This is a genomic window from Micromonospora sp. NPDC049679, from assembly GCF_040659735.1.
Classification (GTDB): Bacteria; Actinomycetota; Actinomycetes; order Mycobacteriales; family Micromonosporaceae; genus Micromonospora_I.
The window spans coordinates 48,456-64,736 of sequence record NZ_JBFANZ010000005.1 but is presented as its reverse complement, the minus strand read 5'-3'; the positions used below and the strand labels follow the sequence as shown (position 1 = coordinate 64,736).

Here is a 16,281-nt window from a genome sequence, read left to right as displayed (position 1 = left end):
TGGTACGTCCACGTACCACGCCGGGAAGGTGCTGGTTCCCATGACCACTGTGACGCTTCCGCCAGGCCCGTCGACGCCACGCTTCGTGCAGGCCGCGTACACGCTGACCGCGCCGCGGCGCGGCATGCCCGGGCGGCGCGACCGCTACGGCGACGCCTTCACCGTCAACATGCCGATCTTCGGCCGCGCCGTGGTCATCAGCGACCCCGCCGAGATCAAGCAACTGTTCCAGGCCCGTCCCGATGCCGCCGACAACCTCGAACGCAACCTCGGGCGGGTCCTCGGTCCCGGCTCGCTGTTCGCCCTCACCGGGGAGGAGCACCGCAGGCGGCGCAAGCTGCTCGTCCCGCCGTTCCACGGCCGCCGGCTCGCCGCGTACGAGGCGATCTTCGAAGCGGAGACGGTGCGCGAGTTGGCCTCGTGGCCGGAAGGCCGGGCATTCGCGACGCTGCCGTCGATGATGCGCATCACCCTCAATGTCATCCTGCGGGCGGTCTTCGGCGCCGAAGGCGCCGAGTTCGCCCAGCTCCGCGAAGTGCTGCCCGCTCTGATCACGCTCGGCTCCCGATTGGCCGTGGTACCGGTTCCGACCGTCGACTGGGGACGGTGGAGTCCGTGGGGCCGGTTCTGGGCGATGCGCCGCGACTACGACGCCGTCGTCGAACGGCTGATCAACAAGGCGGAGCAGGACCCGAAGCTCGACGAACGCGACGACATCCTGGCGATGATGTTGCAGAGCCGCTACGACGACGGTTCGCCGATGAGCCACAGCGAGATCGCCGACGAACTGCTCACCCTGCTCGCCGCCGGGCACGAGACAACGGCCACGACGCTCGCCTGGGCGATCGAGCGGCTTCGCCGCCACCCCACGGTCCTGCGCGACCTGGTAGCGGAGGTGGACGCGGGCGGTAAGGCGTTGCGCGAGGCGGCGATCGTCGAGGTGCAGCGCACCCGACCGGTCATCGACATGGTGGGGCGCCAGGTGACGGGCGAGAGCCTGCGACTCGGCCGGTGGACCATACCCAAGGGGTACGCGGTGCTGGTCAGCATCGCCCTGATCCACGAGGACGAGTCGCTCTTCCCGAACGCGCGGGCCTTCGATCCGTCCCGCTTCCTCGGCGCGAAGCCGGACCTGTACCAGTGGATCCCGTTCGGCGGCGGCACCCGGCGCTGCGTCGGCGCGGCATTCGCGAACATGGAGTTGGACGTCGTCCTGCGCACGCTGCTGCGCGACGTCGAGCTGATACCGACGGACGAACGCGACGAGCGATGGCACTCCCGCGGTGTCGCCAACGCCCCGGCAAAGGGCGGCCAGGCGATCGTGCGTCGCCGGAGCAGCCCGTCGGCATCCCCCGTAGCAGCCATGAACGCCGAGCGCAGCGAGGTGGCGCCGTGACCGAGCAGCTGACGACCGTCGGGCGTGGCATCTCCCTGACCTACGAGCAGTTCGGCGACGCCGGCGGCGACCCGATCGTCCTGGTGGCCGGGCTGGGCCAGCAGTTGCACAGTTGGCCGACCGCGTTCTGCGAACAGCTCGCGGCCCGGGGCTACCGCGTCATCCGCTTCGACAACCGCGACGCCGGCAGGTCGACGCAGATGCCGTTCCGGCCCGCCAGCCTGGCCTCGATCATGAGACGACGCTGGCCCGCGGAGCAGTACGACCTGTCCGACCTCGCCACCGACACCGTGGGTCTACTCGACTCGCTCGGATATGACCAGGCGCATCTCGTGGGCGTATCCATGGGCGGCATGATCGCGCAGACCGTCGCGGCACTGCACCCGCACCGGGTGCGCACCCTCACCTCGATCATGTCGACGACCGGGGCGCGGCGCACCGGGCGGCCCGCGCTCTCCACCTGGCGGTTGATGGCCGCCCGGCCGCCGAAGACGCGACAGGAAGCGGTCGACCGGACCGTACGGATGTTCCGGCACATCGGCTCGCACGGCTTCGCATTCGACGAGGCGTGGGTACGCGAGCAGGCCGGCCTGGCGTGGGACCGCGAGCCGTCGCCGGCGGGGACGGCACGCCAACTCGCCGCGATCTTCCGCTCCGGCGACCGGACAGCACAGCTACGGACGATCACCGCCCCGACGCTGGTGATCCACGGCGATCGCGACCGCATGGTCCATCCCACCGGCGGAGCGGCCACGGCACGCGCGATCACGGATGCCCGGCTGGAGAGCATCGCCGGCATGGGCCACGATCTGCCGAAGGACGCCTGGCCGACCCTGCTCGACCTCATCGACAACCACGCCCGTCCTGCCGGGCGGCCCCCAGCCACGAGGAGCACCGATGCCGCGACCAGCTCCTAGGATCACCGGCCGTCCGGTGGTCATCACCGGTGCCGCATCGGGCATCGGCCGCAGCCTCGCCCGGCGACTGTCGGGACTGGGCTCGCCCGTGGCCATCGCCGACGTCGACGAGGCCGGGCTGAAGCAGACCGCGGCGTCGCTGCGCGGTCCGGTGCTCAGCCGGGTCCTCGACGTCCGCGAAGCGGCGGATCAGCTCCGGTTCGCCGATGAGGTGCGTGAGTGGCTCCCGGCCCCCCTGGCGGCGGTGTTCAACAACGCCGGTGTCGCGGTGACCTCGACCGTGTTGGAGGCGGTGCCGGAAGACGACGACTGGTTGCACGACATCAACTTCCACGGGGTGGTCAACGGAACCCGATCCTTCCTGCCGATCCTCGTCGAACAGGACGCCGGCGTAATCGTGAACACCTCCAGCGTGTTCGGGCTGCTGGGCATGCCCTACCAGAGCGCCTACTGCGCCGCGAAATTCGCGGTACGGGGCTTCACCGAGGCGCTGCGCCAGGAGCTACGCGGGACCGGAGTGCGTGCCGTCACCGTGCACCCGGGCGGCATCACCACGAACATCGCCCGCAACGCGCGGATGCGCAAGGATCCCGAAGGGCTGGGACGGACGAAGGAACAGATGGCGGCGCAGTTCGAGGCGGTCACGATGACCTCGCCGGAGAAGGCGGCGACGATCATCCACCGTGGCGTGGAACGCGGTAAGGCACGCATCCTCGTCGGCCCGGACGCGTACCTGTTCGACGCACTCGCCCGGATCGCACCCACCCACTACTACGCCGTGATCTCGCGGCTCGAGTCCGGGTTGCGCGGTCGGCGCAGGGAGTCGGTGCGATGACCGACCACGTCGACGTGCTGATCGTCGGCGCCGGGCTGTCCGGCATCGGCGCCGCGCACCACATCCAGGCGGCCTTACCCGAGCGGACCTACGCGATTCTGGAAGCGCGGGACGCCATCGGCGGAACGTGGGATCTGTTCCGGTACCCGGGCGTGCGGTCGGACTCCGACATGCACACGCTCGGCTACCGGTTCCGTCCGTGGACACAGGCCAAGGCCATCGCGGACGGGCCCTCGATCCTCCGCTACATCCGGGATACCGCCACCGAAGCCGGCATCGACCGACACATCCGTTTCGGGCACCGGGTGGTGCGCGCGGAGTGGTCCAGCGAAAACGCGCGCTGGACAGTGGAGGCGGTACACGACGGCAAACCGGTCCACCTGGCCGCGAGCTTCCTGTACGTCTGCAGCGGCTACTACCGCTACGACGCCGGCCACACACCGCACTTCCCCGGCATCGAGCGGTTCGGCGGAACACTCGTCCACCCGCAGCACTGGCCGGCCGACCTCGACTACACCGGCAAGCAGGTCGTCGTGATCGGCAGTGGCGCGACGGCGGTGACGATCGTGCCGGCCATGGCCGACCGGGCAGCGCACGTGACGATGCTCCAGCGCTCCCCCACCTACATCGCGTCCCTGCCCGCCGAGGACCCGATCGCCAACCGGCTGCGGCGTCTGGTCGGCGTACGGCGCGCATACCCGATCACGAGGTGGAAGAACGTCGCGCTGAGCACGCTGATCTACCAGCTCAGTCGACGCCGACCCCAGGTGATGAAGTCGATGATCCGCAAAGGGGCTGTCCAGCAGCTACCGCCCGGCTACGACATCGACACCCACTTCACGCCGCGCTACCAGCCGTGGGACCAGCGGCTGTGCGTCGCTCCCGACGGTGACCTGTTCACCGCGATCCGGAACGGCCGAGCATCGGTGGTCACCGACCACATCACGGAGTTCAGCGAGACGGGACTGCGCCTGGAATCCGGCGCCGAACTCGAGGCGGACATCGTCATCACCGCCACCGGGCTGCGGTTGCTGGCCTTCGGCGGCATCCAACTCACCGTCGACGGCCGCGACATCACGCCACCGGAAACCATGGCCTACAAGGGCATGATGCTCAGCGGCGTGCCGAACTTCGCGTTCACCATCGGCTACACGAACGCGTCCTGGACGCTCAAGGCCGACCTGGTCAGCGAATACGTCGTCCGGCTGCTGCGACACCTGGACACCCACGGCTACGACCAGTGCGTCCCGACCAACGCCGACCCGGGCCTGACCGAGCAGCCACTGCTGGACTTCCAGGCCGGTTACGTGCTGCGCTCTATCGACGAGTTCCCGAAAGCCGGCTCACGGGCTCCGTGGCGCCTGGGCATGAGCTACGCGCACGATGTGCTGAAGCTGCGGTACGGCCGGGTCGACGACGGCGTGCTGCGATGCCAACGCCGGCCCACGCGCGACGCCGCGATTCCCGCGGAATCCTGACCGCCTCCGGGATCTGGACGTCCTGAAAGTCGCTCAGTCGCTGGTCGTGCCGGCAGGCACGCGACCTGCCGGCGTCCCCGTCGGCCCCCAACCGATTCCCGTCGGTCCTCCGTAGGCGTCGCGACCGCCGCGATCCGCCTGCCCTCGCTACGGCGTCTGACGCCACAGCGGGCCGACAGGTGATGTATCGAGTACCTTGGATTTACCGGAAATTTTCCGTAACCTGAACTGGAACCTGGTCCCGCCGGCCGCACCGGTCGGAGGTCCGGTTGGTTGTGCGGCTTGAGCACAACGGGCCTGGCGGAGTGGCACCCCGGCCAATGTCACCGTCCCCGGGCGAGCGCGGACCGTCACGGTTCGCTCGACACCTCCGCGGATGGTCCCCCACCGTCGCGTGGCCCCGGCTACCGCGGCATCCCCACTCCACGTGTTCTTGAGAGGCAGCAATGACAAACGAATCCGGACGCCCGGTCCGGCGCCCGACGGCGAGGACCGTCCGGCGCATGTCGGTCGTACTGTCCGCTGTGGGCTTCGCGGCCTGCATGTCGATGATCATGGCGACCTCCGCCACCGCCGCGACCACGCTCGGCGCTTCGGCTGCCGAAAAGGGCCGGTACTTCGGCGCAGCGGTCGCGGCCAACAAGCTCAGCGACAGCGTGTACACGACGATCCTGAACCGCGAGTTCAACTCGGTCACGCCGGAAAACGAGATGAAGATCGACGCGACCGAGCCGCAGCAGAACCAGTTCACCTACACCAACGCCGACCGGATTGTCAGCCACGCCCGCTCCCGCGGCATGCAGGTGCGCGGCCACACCCTGGCCTGGCACTCACAGCAACCCGGCTGGATGCAGAACATGTCCGGCACGGCCCTGCGCAACGCGATGCTCAACCACGTCACCCAGGTCGCCACCCACTTCCGCGGCCAGGTCGTGGCCTGGGACGTGGTCAACGAGGCGTTCGCCGACGGCAGCAGCGGCGCCCGGCGCGACTCCAACCTGCAACGCACCGGCAACGACTGGATCGAAGCCGCGTTCCGCGCCGCGCGCGCGGCCGACTCCGGCGCCAAGCTCTGCTACAACGACTACAACACCGACGACTGGACCCACGCCAAGACCCAGGCGGTCTACCGGATGGTCCAGGACTTCAAGCAGCGCGGCGTGCCGATCGACTGCGTCGGCCTGCAATCCCACTTCAACAGCGGTTCGCCGTACCCGGGCAACTACCGCACCACACTCTCCAGCTTCGCGGCGTTGGGCGTGGACGTGCAGATCACCGAGCTGGACATCGAGGGCGCCTCGGCCACGACGTACCGCAACGTGGTGAACGACTGCCTCGCCGTGTCGCGCTGCAACGGCATCACCGTGTGGGGCATCCGGGACAGCGACTCCTGGCGCGCCTCCCAGACTCCCCTGCTGTTCGACAACAGCGGAAACAAGAAGCCCGCCTACGACGCGGCGCTGTCCGCGCTGAACAGCGGGAACCCGCCCACCAACCCGCCCACCACGCCGCCGACCAACCCGCCCACCAACCCGCCGACGACGCCGCCACCGGGCGGGCCCGGCAGCTGCAGCGCGACCGTGTCGCTGAACTCCTGGACCGGCGGGTTCGTCGCCACCGTCCGGGTCACGGCCGGATCGTCCGGCACCAACTCGTGGACGGTGACCCTCACCCTGCCCTCCGGCGCCACCGTCTCGAACGCGTGGAACGCCCAACGCAGCGGCAACAGCGGCACCGTCCAATGGACCAACGTCAGCTACAACGGCCACATCGCCGCCGGACAATCAACCGAGTTCGGCTTCCAGGGCACCGGCAGTGCCGCCGGCATGACCCCCACCTGTACCGCCACCTGACCTGACGGCCGTCCCGGTGCGGAGTGCCCCTCCGCACCGGGACCGTCGATCAGCCCCCGTCACCGTCGTAGTTGTCGTAGGCGGTACGGCCCCGGCCCGTCGCGACGTCGCCGACCGGGGCTGGGCGATACTGCACCCGTCGATCTTCCGGTGACGTCGCCGGCCGAACCCGAAACCCGGGATGCCGCGACGTCTGCCGCATCCCGACCAGACTGTGCAGGAGGCTCACATGAAGGCGGCCGGTAAGGTCCTGGTGGTCACCGGGGCGGGAAGCGGCATTGGCCGGGCGGTCGCGCTCGAGGCGCTACGGCGCGGCGCGAAGGTCGCCGCCGTCGACCTCAACGCGACGACGCTCGAGGAGACCGCGAAGCTGGCCCCGGCTGACGGCAGCGTCTCGACGCACATGCTGAACATCACCGACCGGGCGGCCGTGGAAGCACTACCCGCGCAGGTGACGGCACGGCACGGCGCGGTCGACGGACTCGTGCACTGCGCCGGGATCATCCAGCCCTTCGTCAAGCTGCAGGACCTCGACTACGAGGCGATCGAACGAGTCTTCGCCGTCAACTGGACCGGGACGCTCCACCTGGCCAAGACGTTCCTGCCACTGCTGCTCGCGCGCCCGGAGGGGCACATCGTCAACGTGGCGAGCATGGGCGGCTTCGTGCCCGTCCCGGGCCAGACGATCTACGGCGCGTCGAAGGCGGCGGTCAAGCTGCTCACCGAGGGCCTGCACTCCGAGTGCGCCGGCACCAACGTCCAGGTCACCGCCGTCTTCCCCGGCGGTGTCGCCACGAACATCACCACGAACTCGGGCGTGGCGATCCCGATGAACAACACCGAGGCCGCGGCCCAGACGCGCAAGATCACGACGCCGGCGCGGGCGGCCCGCGAGATCCTCGACGGCATGGAACACAACGCCTACCGGGTGTTGATCGGCCGGGACGCGAAGCTGATGGACCGTCTGTACCGCCTCAGTTCACGGCGCGCCGCCAGCCTCATCGCCAGCAAGATGCAGGACCTGCTGCGCGGATGACGCGCTTTCGCGCGCCCACGCCCAGCATCAACCACCGGTACGAGCCACCGCCGATCATGTGCGGCGTGGCCGGGGGCTGGACTTGCAGCTTCCCGGCCACGCCATGCACCGGCGCTGTCCTGGTCCGCGCCGTGTGGCCTTCCGTTCGTCAGCAGGTCTTCGAATCCATAATCTTGAGCTCCTCCATGGCACCATCCTGGTAGACCGGCATGAAGAACTCCGGCGTCGTCTGGCCGCCCTTCACGCAGTAGGTGATCCCACTCTGCATGCGCAGCAGCGCCCCGTCATCGTTGCGCGAGTTGTAGACGACCTCGGAGTACGCGCTGTGCGACCCCAGCGTCTGCCAGTAACCCATGTCCTGATAAGTGGCGGTGGGACGCCTGGCTTGCCAATCGGCCTCGGTCTTGTAGAAGCAGACCCGGGGCCATTCGCAGCCGTATCTCGTGGCGGCAGCGGCGGGCGCGGCGCCGGAGAGCGCCGCGGCAGCCACCGATACGAGGACGACACCGGCGGAGACGACGGTGCGCGTGAGAGTGTGGATCTTCACTGGCGTATCTCCCAGGAGAAGGATTGAACGGGGACGATGGGCGACGGGTCGCATCGGGCGAACCTCGGGTCGCCCAGCGACAGCCTGTCCCGCTGCCGGACGGCCGACAACGCCCCGCGGTTCACTGGGATGGTGGGATGGGACGCCGCCCCTGGTCAGGGAAAACGTTCAGGGCTGGAACGGCGGGCGAGAAGTGCGGCGCGGCAACGGCGGGCCGCGGCGAGCGGGCGACGTCGCATCGATGACTCAGCACGTGTGCTTTACCCGGCCGGTGTACGCTCTGCGCGCTTCGGTATTTACAACCAGTGATGGGGCGACTGATGTCTGACTCCCGCGCAACGCAGGACCTGGCCGATCTGTTGCAGCAGCTGAAGGACCGCACCGGTCGTAGTTACGAAGCGCTGGCACAGCGTTCGGGACTCAGCAGGTCTACCGTGCACCGCTACTGCTCGGGTGCCGCCGTGCCGAGCCAGTTCGACGCGCTCAGCCGGCTGGGCCGTGTCTGCGGTGCGAGCCGCGAGGAACTGCTGGAGTTGCACCGACGCTGGGCCGTCGCCTCCGCAGCACAGTCCGCCTTGATTACGGGTGATGACGCGGCTGTGGCCGAGCCGGCCGGGGCCACCATCGCGGCAGACCGCGAGCCCGTCCCGGTCGACGATCCGGACGTGGCGGCGGAGCCCTCGACGACTTCCCTCAGCGCTCCGGCGACCGTCCGCTCGTGGTACCGGCGACCGTTGATGATCGGAGTGGCGGCGGCATTGATCGCCGCGGCGGTTCTTGTCGTGCTGTCGCCGTGGAAATCGTCCGGCTCGGTCGAAGCGGACGGAGACGATCCGCTGCTGATGTCGCGCGCCTGCGCCGAGGTGATTGCCATGGGCCAGCAGGACGAGTGCGTACGCGAGGTGCAGCGACTATTGGCCCGGACCGGCACCACGGTGGGCATCGACGGCAGCTTCGGACCGCAGACCCTCCGCAAGGTCACCGCGTTCCAGGTCCTCGCCGGTCTCCCGGCCAAGGGCGTGGTCGACAACGCCACCAAGCGCGCCCTCTACGAGGGCGGAGTCTCGATGGCGACGTGGTCGCCACAGCAGGTGGAAGCGCAGATCCGCGAGGTCTTCGGCCCGGAGGTGGCGGAAAGTGCGGTGAGAATTGCCCGTTGCCAGTCCAAGTTGGACCCGCTGTACGTACTACCAAACACCAACGCCAGCCGGAACTGGGGTCTTTTCCAACTCTCCGACGGGCTACTGAGCCGGTACGACGGCACACCGCGCCAGGCGTTGGATCCACAGTGGAATATCGCCGTCGCGAAGCGGGCCTGGGAGGAGCACCGCGACTTCCGCCACTGGGAGCACTGCGCGGCCGCTGCCACGCCCGCCCCGTCCGCGTCCACGGGACCTTTGGGTACGCCCAGTCCCGGTAGCCAATAGGACCGCCCGCGATCCCGCAGCGTTGGCAGCGCTGCGGGACCCCGGACGGTAGAAGGATCAGGAGGGTGCCGACCGGGTCCTCAGGCGAGCAACCGGGAAAGCGTTCGGGGGTCGACGATGCCGTCGGCGGTGAGGCTCACCCGATTCTGGAAGGTCTTGACCCCGGTCTCGGTCCCCGGACCGAAGGCGCCATCGACCGCGACGGAGATGCCGTTGGCGACAAGCTGGTTCTGCACCGCCTTGACCGCTTCTCCGGACGCGCCGCGAGTCAGGTACCACGCCAGCTGGTTCCACGTCTGCGATCCAGCCACGCCGTCCGACGAAGCCTTCGTGCGCCCCTGGAAGTCACGTACGGCGGCCTCGGTGGCAGCTCCGAAGTCGCCGTCCACCTCGATCGTGGCGCCGCGCGAGCGAAGGAGATACTGCAGCGCCTTCACGCGTTCGGCCCGGTCGCCCCGGCGTAAGGTGGGCCACGCCGGCGGCGTCGGATCGCCCCCGATCCGGGCCGCGACGTCCGAGCGCAGCCGGGGCAGCATCGCGTAGAGCCGATCCCCGGGGCAGTCGGTGGCGTTGAAGTTGCGGTGACCATAGATCTGGTACGCCCGGATGCCGAACTGACTGCAGATGTAGGTGGAAAAGTCGACCAGCACGGCGTAATGCTCCGCGCGCATGTCGACTGTCATGTAGTTGCCTTCGTTCTCGATCCCCACCGCCACGTCGTTCTGCGCGGTACAGTGCGCGCCCTGGACGTGGACACGCCCGTTGCGCAGCGCTTCGAGACTGCGATGCCGCCCTTCGAGCGCGTGGCCGCCACGCGTGAGCGTGAACTGCTGCCCGCTGTCGATCCAGCCCCGGTTCATGTGGTCGCGCTGGATGGAACGGGCCAGTGCCTGCCCGTGGGCGAGCGAGTAGTCCGTGCTGTTGCCGGTCGCGGTGTGGTGGATGAACAGCTTCTTCGGTGCCTGGTTCAGCATTTCGACTGCCGAGGACGGCGGCACGGCGCCCCAGGAGGAGGTGGGATGGATCGTGGGAGGTGCTGCGGCGGAGGCGAGCGACGCGCCGATCGGGCCGGCACCGAGGGTCAGGCCCACGCCGGTCGCCGCCGTCAGTCCGAGAAATCGTCGGCGCGCGATCGGCGCAGCGCCGGGTGTTGGGATGTCCTGCACTGGATGACCTCTTCACGTGATTGGCTTGTGTGCCGGGCAGGAAGACGCAGGGCCGCCAGGCTGAGCTAGAAGGCGAGCTTGCCCGACTCCGACGTGTTGCCCCCGTACTCGAAAACCCGGACCACGAAGCGCGTGCCGTCGATGACGTCCGTCGCGACCTCGGCCCACGTGGCTCCGAAGATGTCCGGTTCGGGGTGGGTATTGCAGTTGTTCGTGTGGTCGATGAAGACCACACACGCGACCACCTGCCCGCCGTTCGTCTTCAGGTTGATGTCTCGGCAACGTGGCGACGCCCGGTAGGGGCCGATGTCCTTCGTGCCGCCGTTGTACGTCCAGTTGACGGCGCCGCCGTAGCAGGTGGTGGCCGCGGATGCCGCCGTCGGCTGCGCAAACGCGCCACCGAGCAGACCGGCGGCCACCATCACGGCGGAGATGCGTCGTCGAGCCGATGTGGACATTCGGCTTCCTTTCCTGTGCGTTCGGGGGCGTCAGCTGACACCGTGCCGGTCAGTACGCGACCTTGCCGCCGGTAGCGTTGAGCTCGCCTGAGACGTCGTAGGACCGGAGACGCACCTTGAAGCGGGTGCCGTTGCGAACGTCCGTGGCGATCGCGGCCCATGCCGGTCCAACGTTCTGGTAGCTGTTGTCGCGGTTACAGAGGTTCGTGTGATCGACGAAGACGACACAGGCCACGATGTAGTTGCCGTTGGTCCTCAGATTGATGTCGTTGCACCGGGTGGACGCGGTGTACGGACCGATCTCCTTGATCCCGCCGTTGTACGTCCAGTTGTCGGCTTCGCCGTAGCAGGTGGGGGCGGCGGACGCCGCGACCGGCTGCGCTACCGCGCCACCGAGCAGCCCGCCGGCCAACGCCAGCGCTCCTGCCACAACCCGGGGTTTGAAGGTGATCATGAGGTTCCTTTCTGATGGGGTGGAGGCCGACCGGGGCCGCGGACCGTCGGTGCCGCGGCCCCGGCGCGTGCGTATGACTCGGCCACTGTCGTGGTCCGGGCGCCGGCCGCCGCCCCCGTGACTCGCGGCCGGCGCCGTACCCGAGGATCAGCAGTCGTAGAGACTGTTCGGGTGGACCCGCTCGCAGTAGCGGACGTGCAGGTGGTTGTCGTGGTTGGGATACTGGGTGGTCAGCCCTTCGCTGATCAACGTGGGATCGTTGAAGTAGATGACCTTGGTGTGGCCCGAGGCTGCCGCCCGGATAGCCTTGACCAGGTCACGGGTCGCGGCCCGGTCGTACGTGGCGGACTGCCAGGTGATCCGGCCGGCGCTGCACTGGGCGTTGTCCGTCCGGATCGGCCAGAGATCCACGTCAAGCCCGACCTCGTGGCTGGCGTGACCCGGAATGTCGCCGCCGTGCTCGAAACCGATGTCGCCGAGCGGGACCTGCCCCTGCGAGGTGCCGAAGGAGCGCACCGCCGCCTCGAGCTGCCCGACCGCCGCGCCGGTGCCCCAGTTGGCCGCGCCGTTCCCGTCCGGGTCCCTGTCGCACATGCCGGCGCCCACGTCGGGGTAGTCGTAGTGCCAGAGCAGGTTCTTCCACGTCGTTGCCCCGACCACGCCATCCGCGGTGATCCCGGCGTGCTGTTGAAAGGCGACCACGGCAGCGTGGGTACCGCCGCCGAAGTTCCCGTCGACGGCAAGGCTGAGGCGACGCTTGGCGTTGAGCTGGGCCTGCAGCGCCTTGACCGCGGACCCCTGGGAGCCCTGGCGTACGGTCACCGCCAGAGCGGCCCAGGTGTTGGGGCCGACGATGCCGTCGTCCGTCAGCCCCTTGGCGGACTGGAAGCTCTTCACCGCGGCGTCGGTGCCGGAGCCGAAGACTCCGTCGGCGGTCACGTTGTGCCCGCTCTGCTGCAGCAGGTACTGCAACGCCACCACATCGCTGCCCCGGTTCCCGCTGCTCTGCGTCGGGTAGAAGGCGTTGGCGAACGCCTCAGCCCGACCGCCGACCAGCAGCGTGCCGACCAGCGCCGCCGCCATCACCATCGCGCGTACGACCATGCGGCGCTGCTGAGGCCGGGCACCCGCTGTGGCGGATGTGGCCATGGTCAGCATGACGAGGCGCTACGGAAGGCCGCCCGCCCGATGACGTGCCGGTTGTCGGCGTGCACGTGGTCGTCGTGGCCCGGGTATCCGGGGCCGAGGAGGCCACTGAAGCCCGCGCTACGGGCGGCGCGGTAGATCGTGCAGAGCGAGTGCGGACCGGAGCCCAGGTCGCCCGAGAGCCCGTACAGGTGCGGGCTGTCGGCCGCTCCACCGGCCCGCGCGTTGCACGCGTCGTTGCGGAACCCTGAGGTGACCCGCAGCGGGTCGTCGCCGAGCTTGCGGCGCAGGGCCTCGAGCTGCCACATCACCTGCAGCGTGCGGGCCTTGGCCGTAGCCTGCGAGGCCTTCGAGCTGCCGGTGTAGTTGTCGCCGCACTTGTCCAGCTCGGCGTAGGTGAAGTGGATCGGCGTGCAGTCGTTGTCCTGCAGCTCGTAGATCTTGTTGAACGTCTGCGGTCCGGCGACGCCGTCGGCGCCCAGGCCGTACCCGGCCTGGAAGCGCTTCACCGCCGCGGCGGTGCGCGCCCCGTACTCGCCGTCGACCGAGAGCACCTCATCCTGGCCGACCCAGCCCGCCACCCGGATCTGCAGCTGCCGGACCGCCTCGCCGGTGGAGCCCTCGCGCAACGTGCCGCTCCAGGTGTAACAGCCGTCCGCGGCGGCGGGTGCGGCGCTGCCGAGGCTGACCAGACCCGTGGTCAGCACGCTGACGGCGAGCGCCATGACGACCGTGAGCCAACGTACGGATCCGAGTCGCCGACGCGGGGTCCCGCCGTTTTCCGAACTATGCATGGACATCTTCCGTCCCGTTCATGGCGGCCGGACATCGAACCCGGCCACTGTCCAATGATGACGGGGTCACCATTTTCCACCCGGGCTGTCGACGCAATGCCTCTGGGATCACGTGGGACGGTTGGGACGGCACAGCCCGTCCGAGCAGGGCTTCCCACACCCGTGTGGAACGTCTCACGGGAACGGCTCCGCGCCGGGACACGGCGCGCATTCGTGCTCAGGCGTCGCGAGTCGCGGGATTGTGGCCTCGGCCAGCTCGTCCGGGCAGAACAGCTACCCCGCGGCCCCGGCGTTCAGCGGGTCCGCCAGCAGCTGGTCGAAGGCAAGTTCGGCGGCGCCGATCAGGGCGGCGTTGCGGCCGAGCGCCGCCGCCCGCAACTGCACGTGCTCGCGGGAGGCGGGCAGCACGATCTCGTCCAGGCGGCGGCGGACCGCGTCCGCCCCGGCGGCGTAGACCCGGCGCAGCGAGCCGCCAAACACGACGGTGTCCGGGTTGACCACGTTGACCAGGTTGGCCACACCGAAGCCGAGCCAGTCGGCGACGTGCTGGAGCGCCGCCCGGGCCGAACGCTCGCCGCTGGCCGCCGCATCCAGGACCTCGAGGATCCCGCCGCGCTCCCCCGGCTCCCGGCCGGCGTGCCGCAGCAGCGCCGCGTCGCCGATCTCGGTCTCCCAGCAGCCGCGCGAGCCGCACCCACAGGGCAGGCCGCCCGGGTTGACCACCATATGGCCGACCTTGCCGCTGTGCCCCCGGTGGCCGACGACCAGCCGGCCGCCGATGATGATGCCGGCGCTGATGCCCAGGTCTCCGTGCAGGTAGACGAGATCGTTGATGCCGGCCGCCGCGCCCCGGAGGTGTTCGGCGAGGCCGGCGATGTCGGCCAGATCGCCAGCGACGAAGCCCAGGCCGGGGGCGAACTCGGCCTCGAGCGCAGTGCGGAGTGCGTCGTCGGCGCCGCCGATCCGGATCTTCCCGTCGCGGTCGCGGGTCGTGTCGGCCACGGCGACCGCGCCACCCACGAAAAGCGCGTCCGCGGCGACGGCGCTGTCCATGTCACGCACGAGACCGCCCAGCGGGCCGACGGCGTCGAAGGCGGACATCCCGCCGGGGCGGCTGACCTCGCGCAGGTCCAGGATGCGGCCACCGAGGCCGATGAGCGCGGCGCGCAGCCGGTCCCCCTCGATGCTCAGCGCGTGCGCGTAGACGCGGTCGGAGCGGGGGCTCACCACCAGTGAGGGCCGGCCAGCACGACGGGCGGTGGTCGGTGTTTCCTCAGTGACGAGACCGGTGGCGGCAAGGTCGGCCGCGAGCGCTCCGATGGTGCTGCGGTTGAGGCCGAGCCGGCTGGTCAGCTCGGCACGCGAGGTCGCACCGTGTACGTGGACGTGGCGCAGCACGGCACCGAGATTCTGCCGGCGGATCTCCTCCTGGGTGGCACCGGGTGCCGAGGGCAGTGGGAACTCCGGGTTCCGGACGGCCCGGGGCAGCCCGGACCGTACAGGTGTCGCCACGGTCGGGGCCTCCTCTCGCCGTCGCTTCCGCGTCGTCCGCCGGCACCATGACGACGAAGGGTCCCGGGAGACGGAGCCCGGGACCCAACGACCGTCAATGACTGCCCTGCGTGCTTACTTGGTGAGCGGCGAGAGCTTCGGGTCGTTCGCGTACGCCTCCGCCGCGTTCGCCTTGGTGACGGCGACCGGCGGGAGCAGGTACGTCTCGACGACCTTGCTGCCGTTGTTGTAGGACTTGGTGTCGTTCACCTCGGGGGTGTTACCGGCCTGCAGCGCCTTCACCATGGCGATGCTCTGCTTGACCAGGTTCCGGGTGTCCTTGTTGATCGTCATGTACTGCTCGCCAGCCATGATCGACTTGACCGACTCGACCTCGGAGTCCTGGCCGGTCACGACCGGGACGGTCTTACCGGCACCCTTGACCGAGGTGATGATCGCGCGGGCCAGCGTGTCGTTCGGGGAGAGGACGCCGTCGAGCTCCTTGCTGCCGTAGGTCGAGGTGAGCAGCTGGTCCATGCGGGCCTGCGCACCCTCGGCCTTCCAGCCCTGGATGGCGGTCTGCTTGACGTCGGTCTGCTTCGAGGCGACAACGACGTTGCCCTTGTCGATCTCCGGCTTGAGGACGTCCATCGCGCCGTTGAAGAAGACCCCGGCGTTGTTGTCGTCCGGCGAGCCGGAGAAGAGCTCGATGTTGTACGGGCCGGTCGGCTTCTTGGCCTTCATGCCCTCCAGCAGGGCCTGGCCCTGGAGCTGGCCGACCTTGAAGTTGTCGAACGCGACGTAGTAGTCGAGGTCCGGCGTGTTCGTGATGAGCCGGTCGTACGCGATGACCTTCACACCGGCCGCGTGCGCCGCGGCGACCTGGGTCGACAGCTGCGCAGCGTCGGTCGCGCCGATGATGATGACCTTGGCGCCCTTGGTGACCATGGCGGTGATCTGCGCCTGCTGGTCCGCCACGGTGGTCGACGCGCCCGCGTACTGCACGTCGCTCTTGAAGCCGGCCTCCTTCAGGCCGTTGGTGAACAGGTCACCGGCGAGGACCCAGTTCTCCGACGTCTTGGACGGCAGGGCGACGCCGATCAGGGAGTCCGCCGAGAAGCCCTTGGCCTGGCCCTCCGAGCCGCCGGACTCCGCGTCGCGGCCGGTGCCGCAGGCGGTCAGAGCCAGCGCCGCGATGGCGCCGATGGCCACCGACTTGCCAATGAGAATGCGCATGAGGAGGTAGTGCCCTTCTGCAGAGGTGATACGGGTGAGAGGTCGGT

The 16,281-nt window shown here is 69.3% G+C and carries 15 protein-coding genes; 7 read left to right on the top strand and 8 right to left on the bottom strand.

Annotated elements, in window-relative coordinates:
• Positions 1–40 precede the first annotated feature (40 nt).
• The 6 genes from AB0J06_RS05330 to AB0J06_RS05305 all read left to right on the top strand — a co-directional run bounded on the left by AB0J06_RS05330 (position 41) and on the right by AB0J06_RS05305 (position 7,515).
• Positions 41–1,396, top strand: coding sequence for a cytochrome P450 (locus AB0J06_RS05330; RefSeq protein WP_357424861.1), 1,356 nt, complete (start codon positions 41–43; stop codon positions 1,394–1,396).
• Positions 1,393–2,313, top strand: coding sequence for an alpha/beta hydrolase (locus AB0J06_RS05325; RefSeq protein ID WP_357424859.1), 921 nt, complete (start codon positions 1,393–1,395; stop codon positions 2,311–2,313). The genes AB0J06_RS05330 and AB0J06_RS05325 overlap by 4 nt, the downstream gene beginning before the upstream one ends.
• Positions 2,294–3,148, top strand: coding sequence for an SDR family NAD(P)-dependent oxidoreductase (locus tag AB0J06_RS05320; protein ID WP_357424857.1), 855 nt, complete (start codon positions 2,294–2,296; stop codon positions 3,146–3,148). Before AB0J06_RS05325 ends, AB0J06_RS05320 begins: the two co-directional genes overlap by 20 nt.
• Positions 3,145–4,626, top strand: coding sequence for an NAD(P)/FAD-dependent oxidoreductase (locus AB0J06_RS05315; RefSeq protein ID WP_357424855.1), 1,482 nt, complete (start codon positions 3,145–3,147; stop codon positions 4,624–4,626). The genes AB0J06_RS05320 and AB0J06_RS05315 overlap by 4 nt, the downstream gene beginning before the upstream one ends.
• 503 nt (positions 4,627–5,129) lie before the next feature.
• Positions 5,130–6,479, top strand: a complete 1,350-nt coding sequence (locus AB0J06_RS05310; RefSeq protein ID WP_357424853.1) for an endo-1,4-beta-xylanase — start codon at positions 5,130–5,132, stop codon at positions 6,477–6,479.
• A 229-nt stretch (positions 6,480–6,708) separates the two neighbouring features.
• The gene (locus tag AB0J06_RS05305; protein ID WP_357424851.1) at positions 6,709–7,515 is read left to right on the top strand and encodes an SDR family oxidoreductase; all 807 of its coding nucleotides are present in this window, start codon (positions 6,709–6,711) and stop codon (positions 7,513–7,515) included.
• A gap of 148 nt (positions 7,516–7,663) precedes the next feature.
• Here the strand turns inward: AB0J06_RS05305 and AB0J06_RS05300 are convergent, their stop codons facing one another.
• Positions 7,664–8,062 (bottom strand): hypothetical protein, encoded by a 399-nt coding sequence (locus AB0J06_RS05300; RefSeq protein ID WP_357424849.1) that lies wholly within the window; start codon positions 8,060–8,062, stop codon positions 7,664–7,666.
• 308 nt (positions 8,063–8,370) lie between these two features.
• On the opposite strand from AB0J06_RS05300, the gene AB0J06_RS05295 reads away from it, so the two are divergent.
• The gene (locus AB0J06_RS05295; RefSeq protein ID WP_357425067.1) at positions 8,371–9,489 is read left to right on the top strand and encodes a helix-turn-helix domain-containing protein; all 1,119 of its coding nucleotides are present in this window, start codon (positions 8,371–8,373) and stop codon (positions 9,487–9,489) included.
• A gap of 80 nt (positions 9,490–9,569) precedes the next feature.
• Here AB0J06_RS05295 and AB0J06_RS05290 read toward each other — a convergent pair whose 3' ends face one another.
• From AB0J06_RS05290 to AB0J06_RS05260, 7 genes are all read right to left on the bottom strand, one after another.
• Positions 9,570–10,655: an N-acetylmuramoyl-L-alanine amidase gene (locus tag AB0J06_RS05290; RefSeq protein WP_357424847.1), complete on the bottom strand. Its 1,086-nt coding sequence runs from the start codon at positions 10,653–10,655 to the stop codon at positions 9,570–9,572.
• Positions 10,656–10,720: 65 nt separating this feature from the next.
• Complete coding sequence (locus AB0J06_RS05285; protein ID WP_357424845.1) at positions 10,721–11,113, bottom strand: hypothetical protein; 393 nt, start codon at positions 11,111–11,113, stop codon at positions 10,721–10,723.
• Between the two features lie 49 nt (positions 11,114–11,162).
• Positions 11,163–11,567 (bottom strand): hypothetical protein, encoded by a 405-nt coding sequence (locus AB0J06_RS05280; protein WP_357424843.1) that lies wholly within the window; start codon positions 11,565–11,567, stop codon positions 11,163–11,165.
• A 147-nt stretch (positions 11,568–11,714) separates the two neighbouring features.
• Positions 11,715–12,671, bottom strand: coding sequence for a penicillin-insensitive murein endopeptidase (locus AB0J06_RS05275; RefSeq protein WP_357424841.1), 957 nt, complete (start codon positions 12,669–12,671; stop codon positions 11,715–11,717).
• A gap of 47 nt (positions 12,672–12,718) precedes the next feature.
• Positions 12,719–13,438, bottom strand: coding sequence for a D-Ala-D-Ala carboxypeptidase family metallohydrolase (locus tag AB0J06_RS05270; RefSeq protein WP_357424839.1), 720 nt, complete (start codon positions 13,436–13,438; stop codon positions 12,719–12,721).
• A 342-nt stretch (positions 13,439–13,780) separates the two neighbouring features.
• Entirely contained in the window at positions 13,781–15,019 is a 1,239-nt protein-coding gene (locus AB0J06_RS05265; RefSeq protein WP_357424837.1) for an ROK family transcriptional regulator, read from the bottom strand.
• A gap of 114 nt (positions 15,020–15,133) precedes the next feature.
• Positions 15,134–16,234: a sugar-binding protein gene (locus tag AB0J06_RS05260; RefSeq protein WP_357424835.1), complete on the bottom strand. Its 1,101-nt coding sequence runs from the start codon at positions 16,232–16,234 to the stop codon at positions 15,134–15,136.
• Positions 16,235–16,281: the final 47 nt, after the last annotated feature.

Bases quoted from the DNA above. Each gene is read 5' to 3' on its own strand.
- AB0J06_RS05295 (WP_357425067.1), top strand. From the start codon at position 8,371: ATGGGGCGACTGATGTCTGACTCCCGCGCAACGCAGGACCTGGCCGAT.
- AB0J06_RS05315 (WP_357424855.1), top strand. From the start codon at position 3,145: ATGACCGACCACGTCGACGTGCTGATCGTCGGCGCCGGGCTGTCCGGC.
- AB0J06_RS05330 (WP_357424861.1), top strand. From the start codon at position 41: ATGACCACTGTGACGCTTCCGCCAGGCCCGTCGACGCCACGCTTCGTG.
- AB0J06_RS05305 (WP_357424851.1), top strand. From the start codon at position 6,709: ATGAAGGCGGCCGGTAAGGTCCTGGTGGTCACCGGGGCGGGAAGCGGC.
- AB0J06_RS05310 (WP_357424853.1), top strand. From the start codon at position 5,130: ATGTCGGTCGTACTGTCCGCTGTGGGCTTCGCGGCCTGCATGTCGATG.
- AB0J06_RS05320 (WP_357424857.1), top strand. From the start codon at position 2,294: ATGCCGCGACCAGCTCCTAGGATCACCGGCCGTCCGGTGGTCATCACC.
- AB0J06_RS05260 (WP_357424835.1), bottom strand. From the start codon at position 16,234: ATGCGCATTCTCATTGGCAAGTCGGTGGCCATCGGCGCCATCGCGGCG.
- AB0J06_RS05275 (WP_357424841.1), bottom strand. From the start codon at position 12,671: ATGGTCGTACGCGCGATGGTGATGGCGGCGGCGCTGGTCGGCACGCTG.
- AB0J06_RS05280 (WP_357424843.1), bottom strand. From the start codon at position 11,567: ATGATCACCTTCAAACCCCGGGTTGTGGCAGGAGCGCTGGCGTTGGCC.
- AB0J06_RS05270 (WP_357424839.1), bottom strand. From the start codon at position 13,438: ATGGCGCTCGCCGTCAGCGTGCTGACCACGGGTCTGGTCAGCCTCGGC.
- AB0J06_RS05285 (WP_357424845.1), bottom strand. From the start codon at position 11,113: ATGTCCACATCGGCTCGACGACGCATCTCCGCCGTGATGGTGGCCGCC.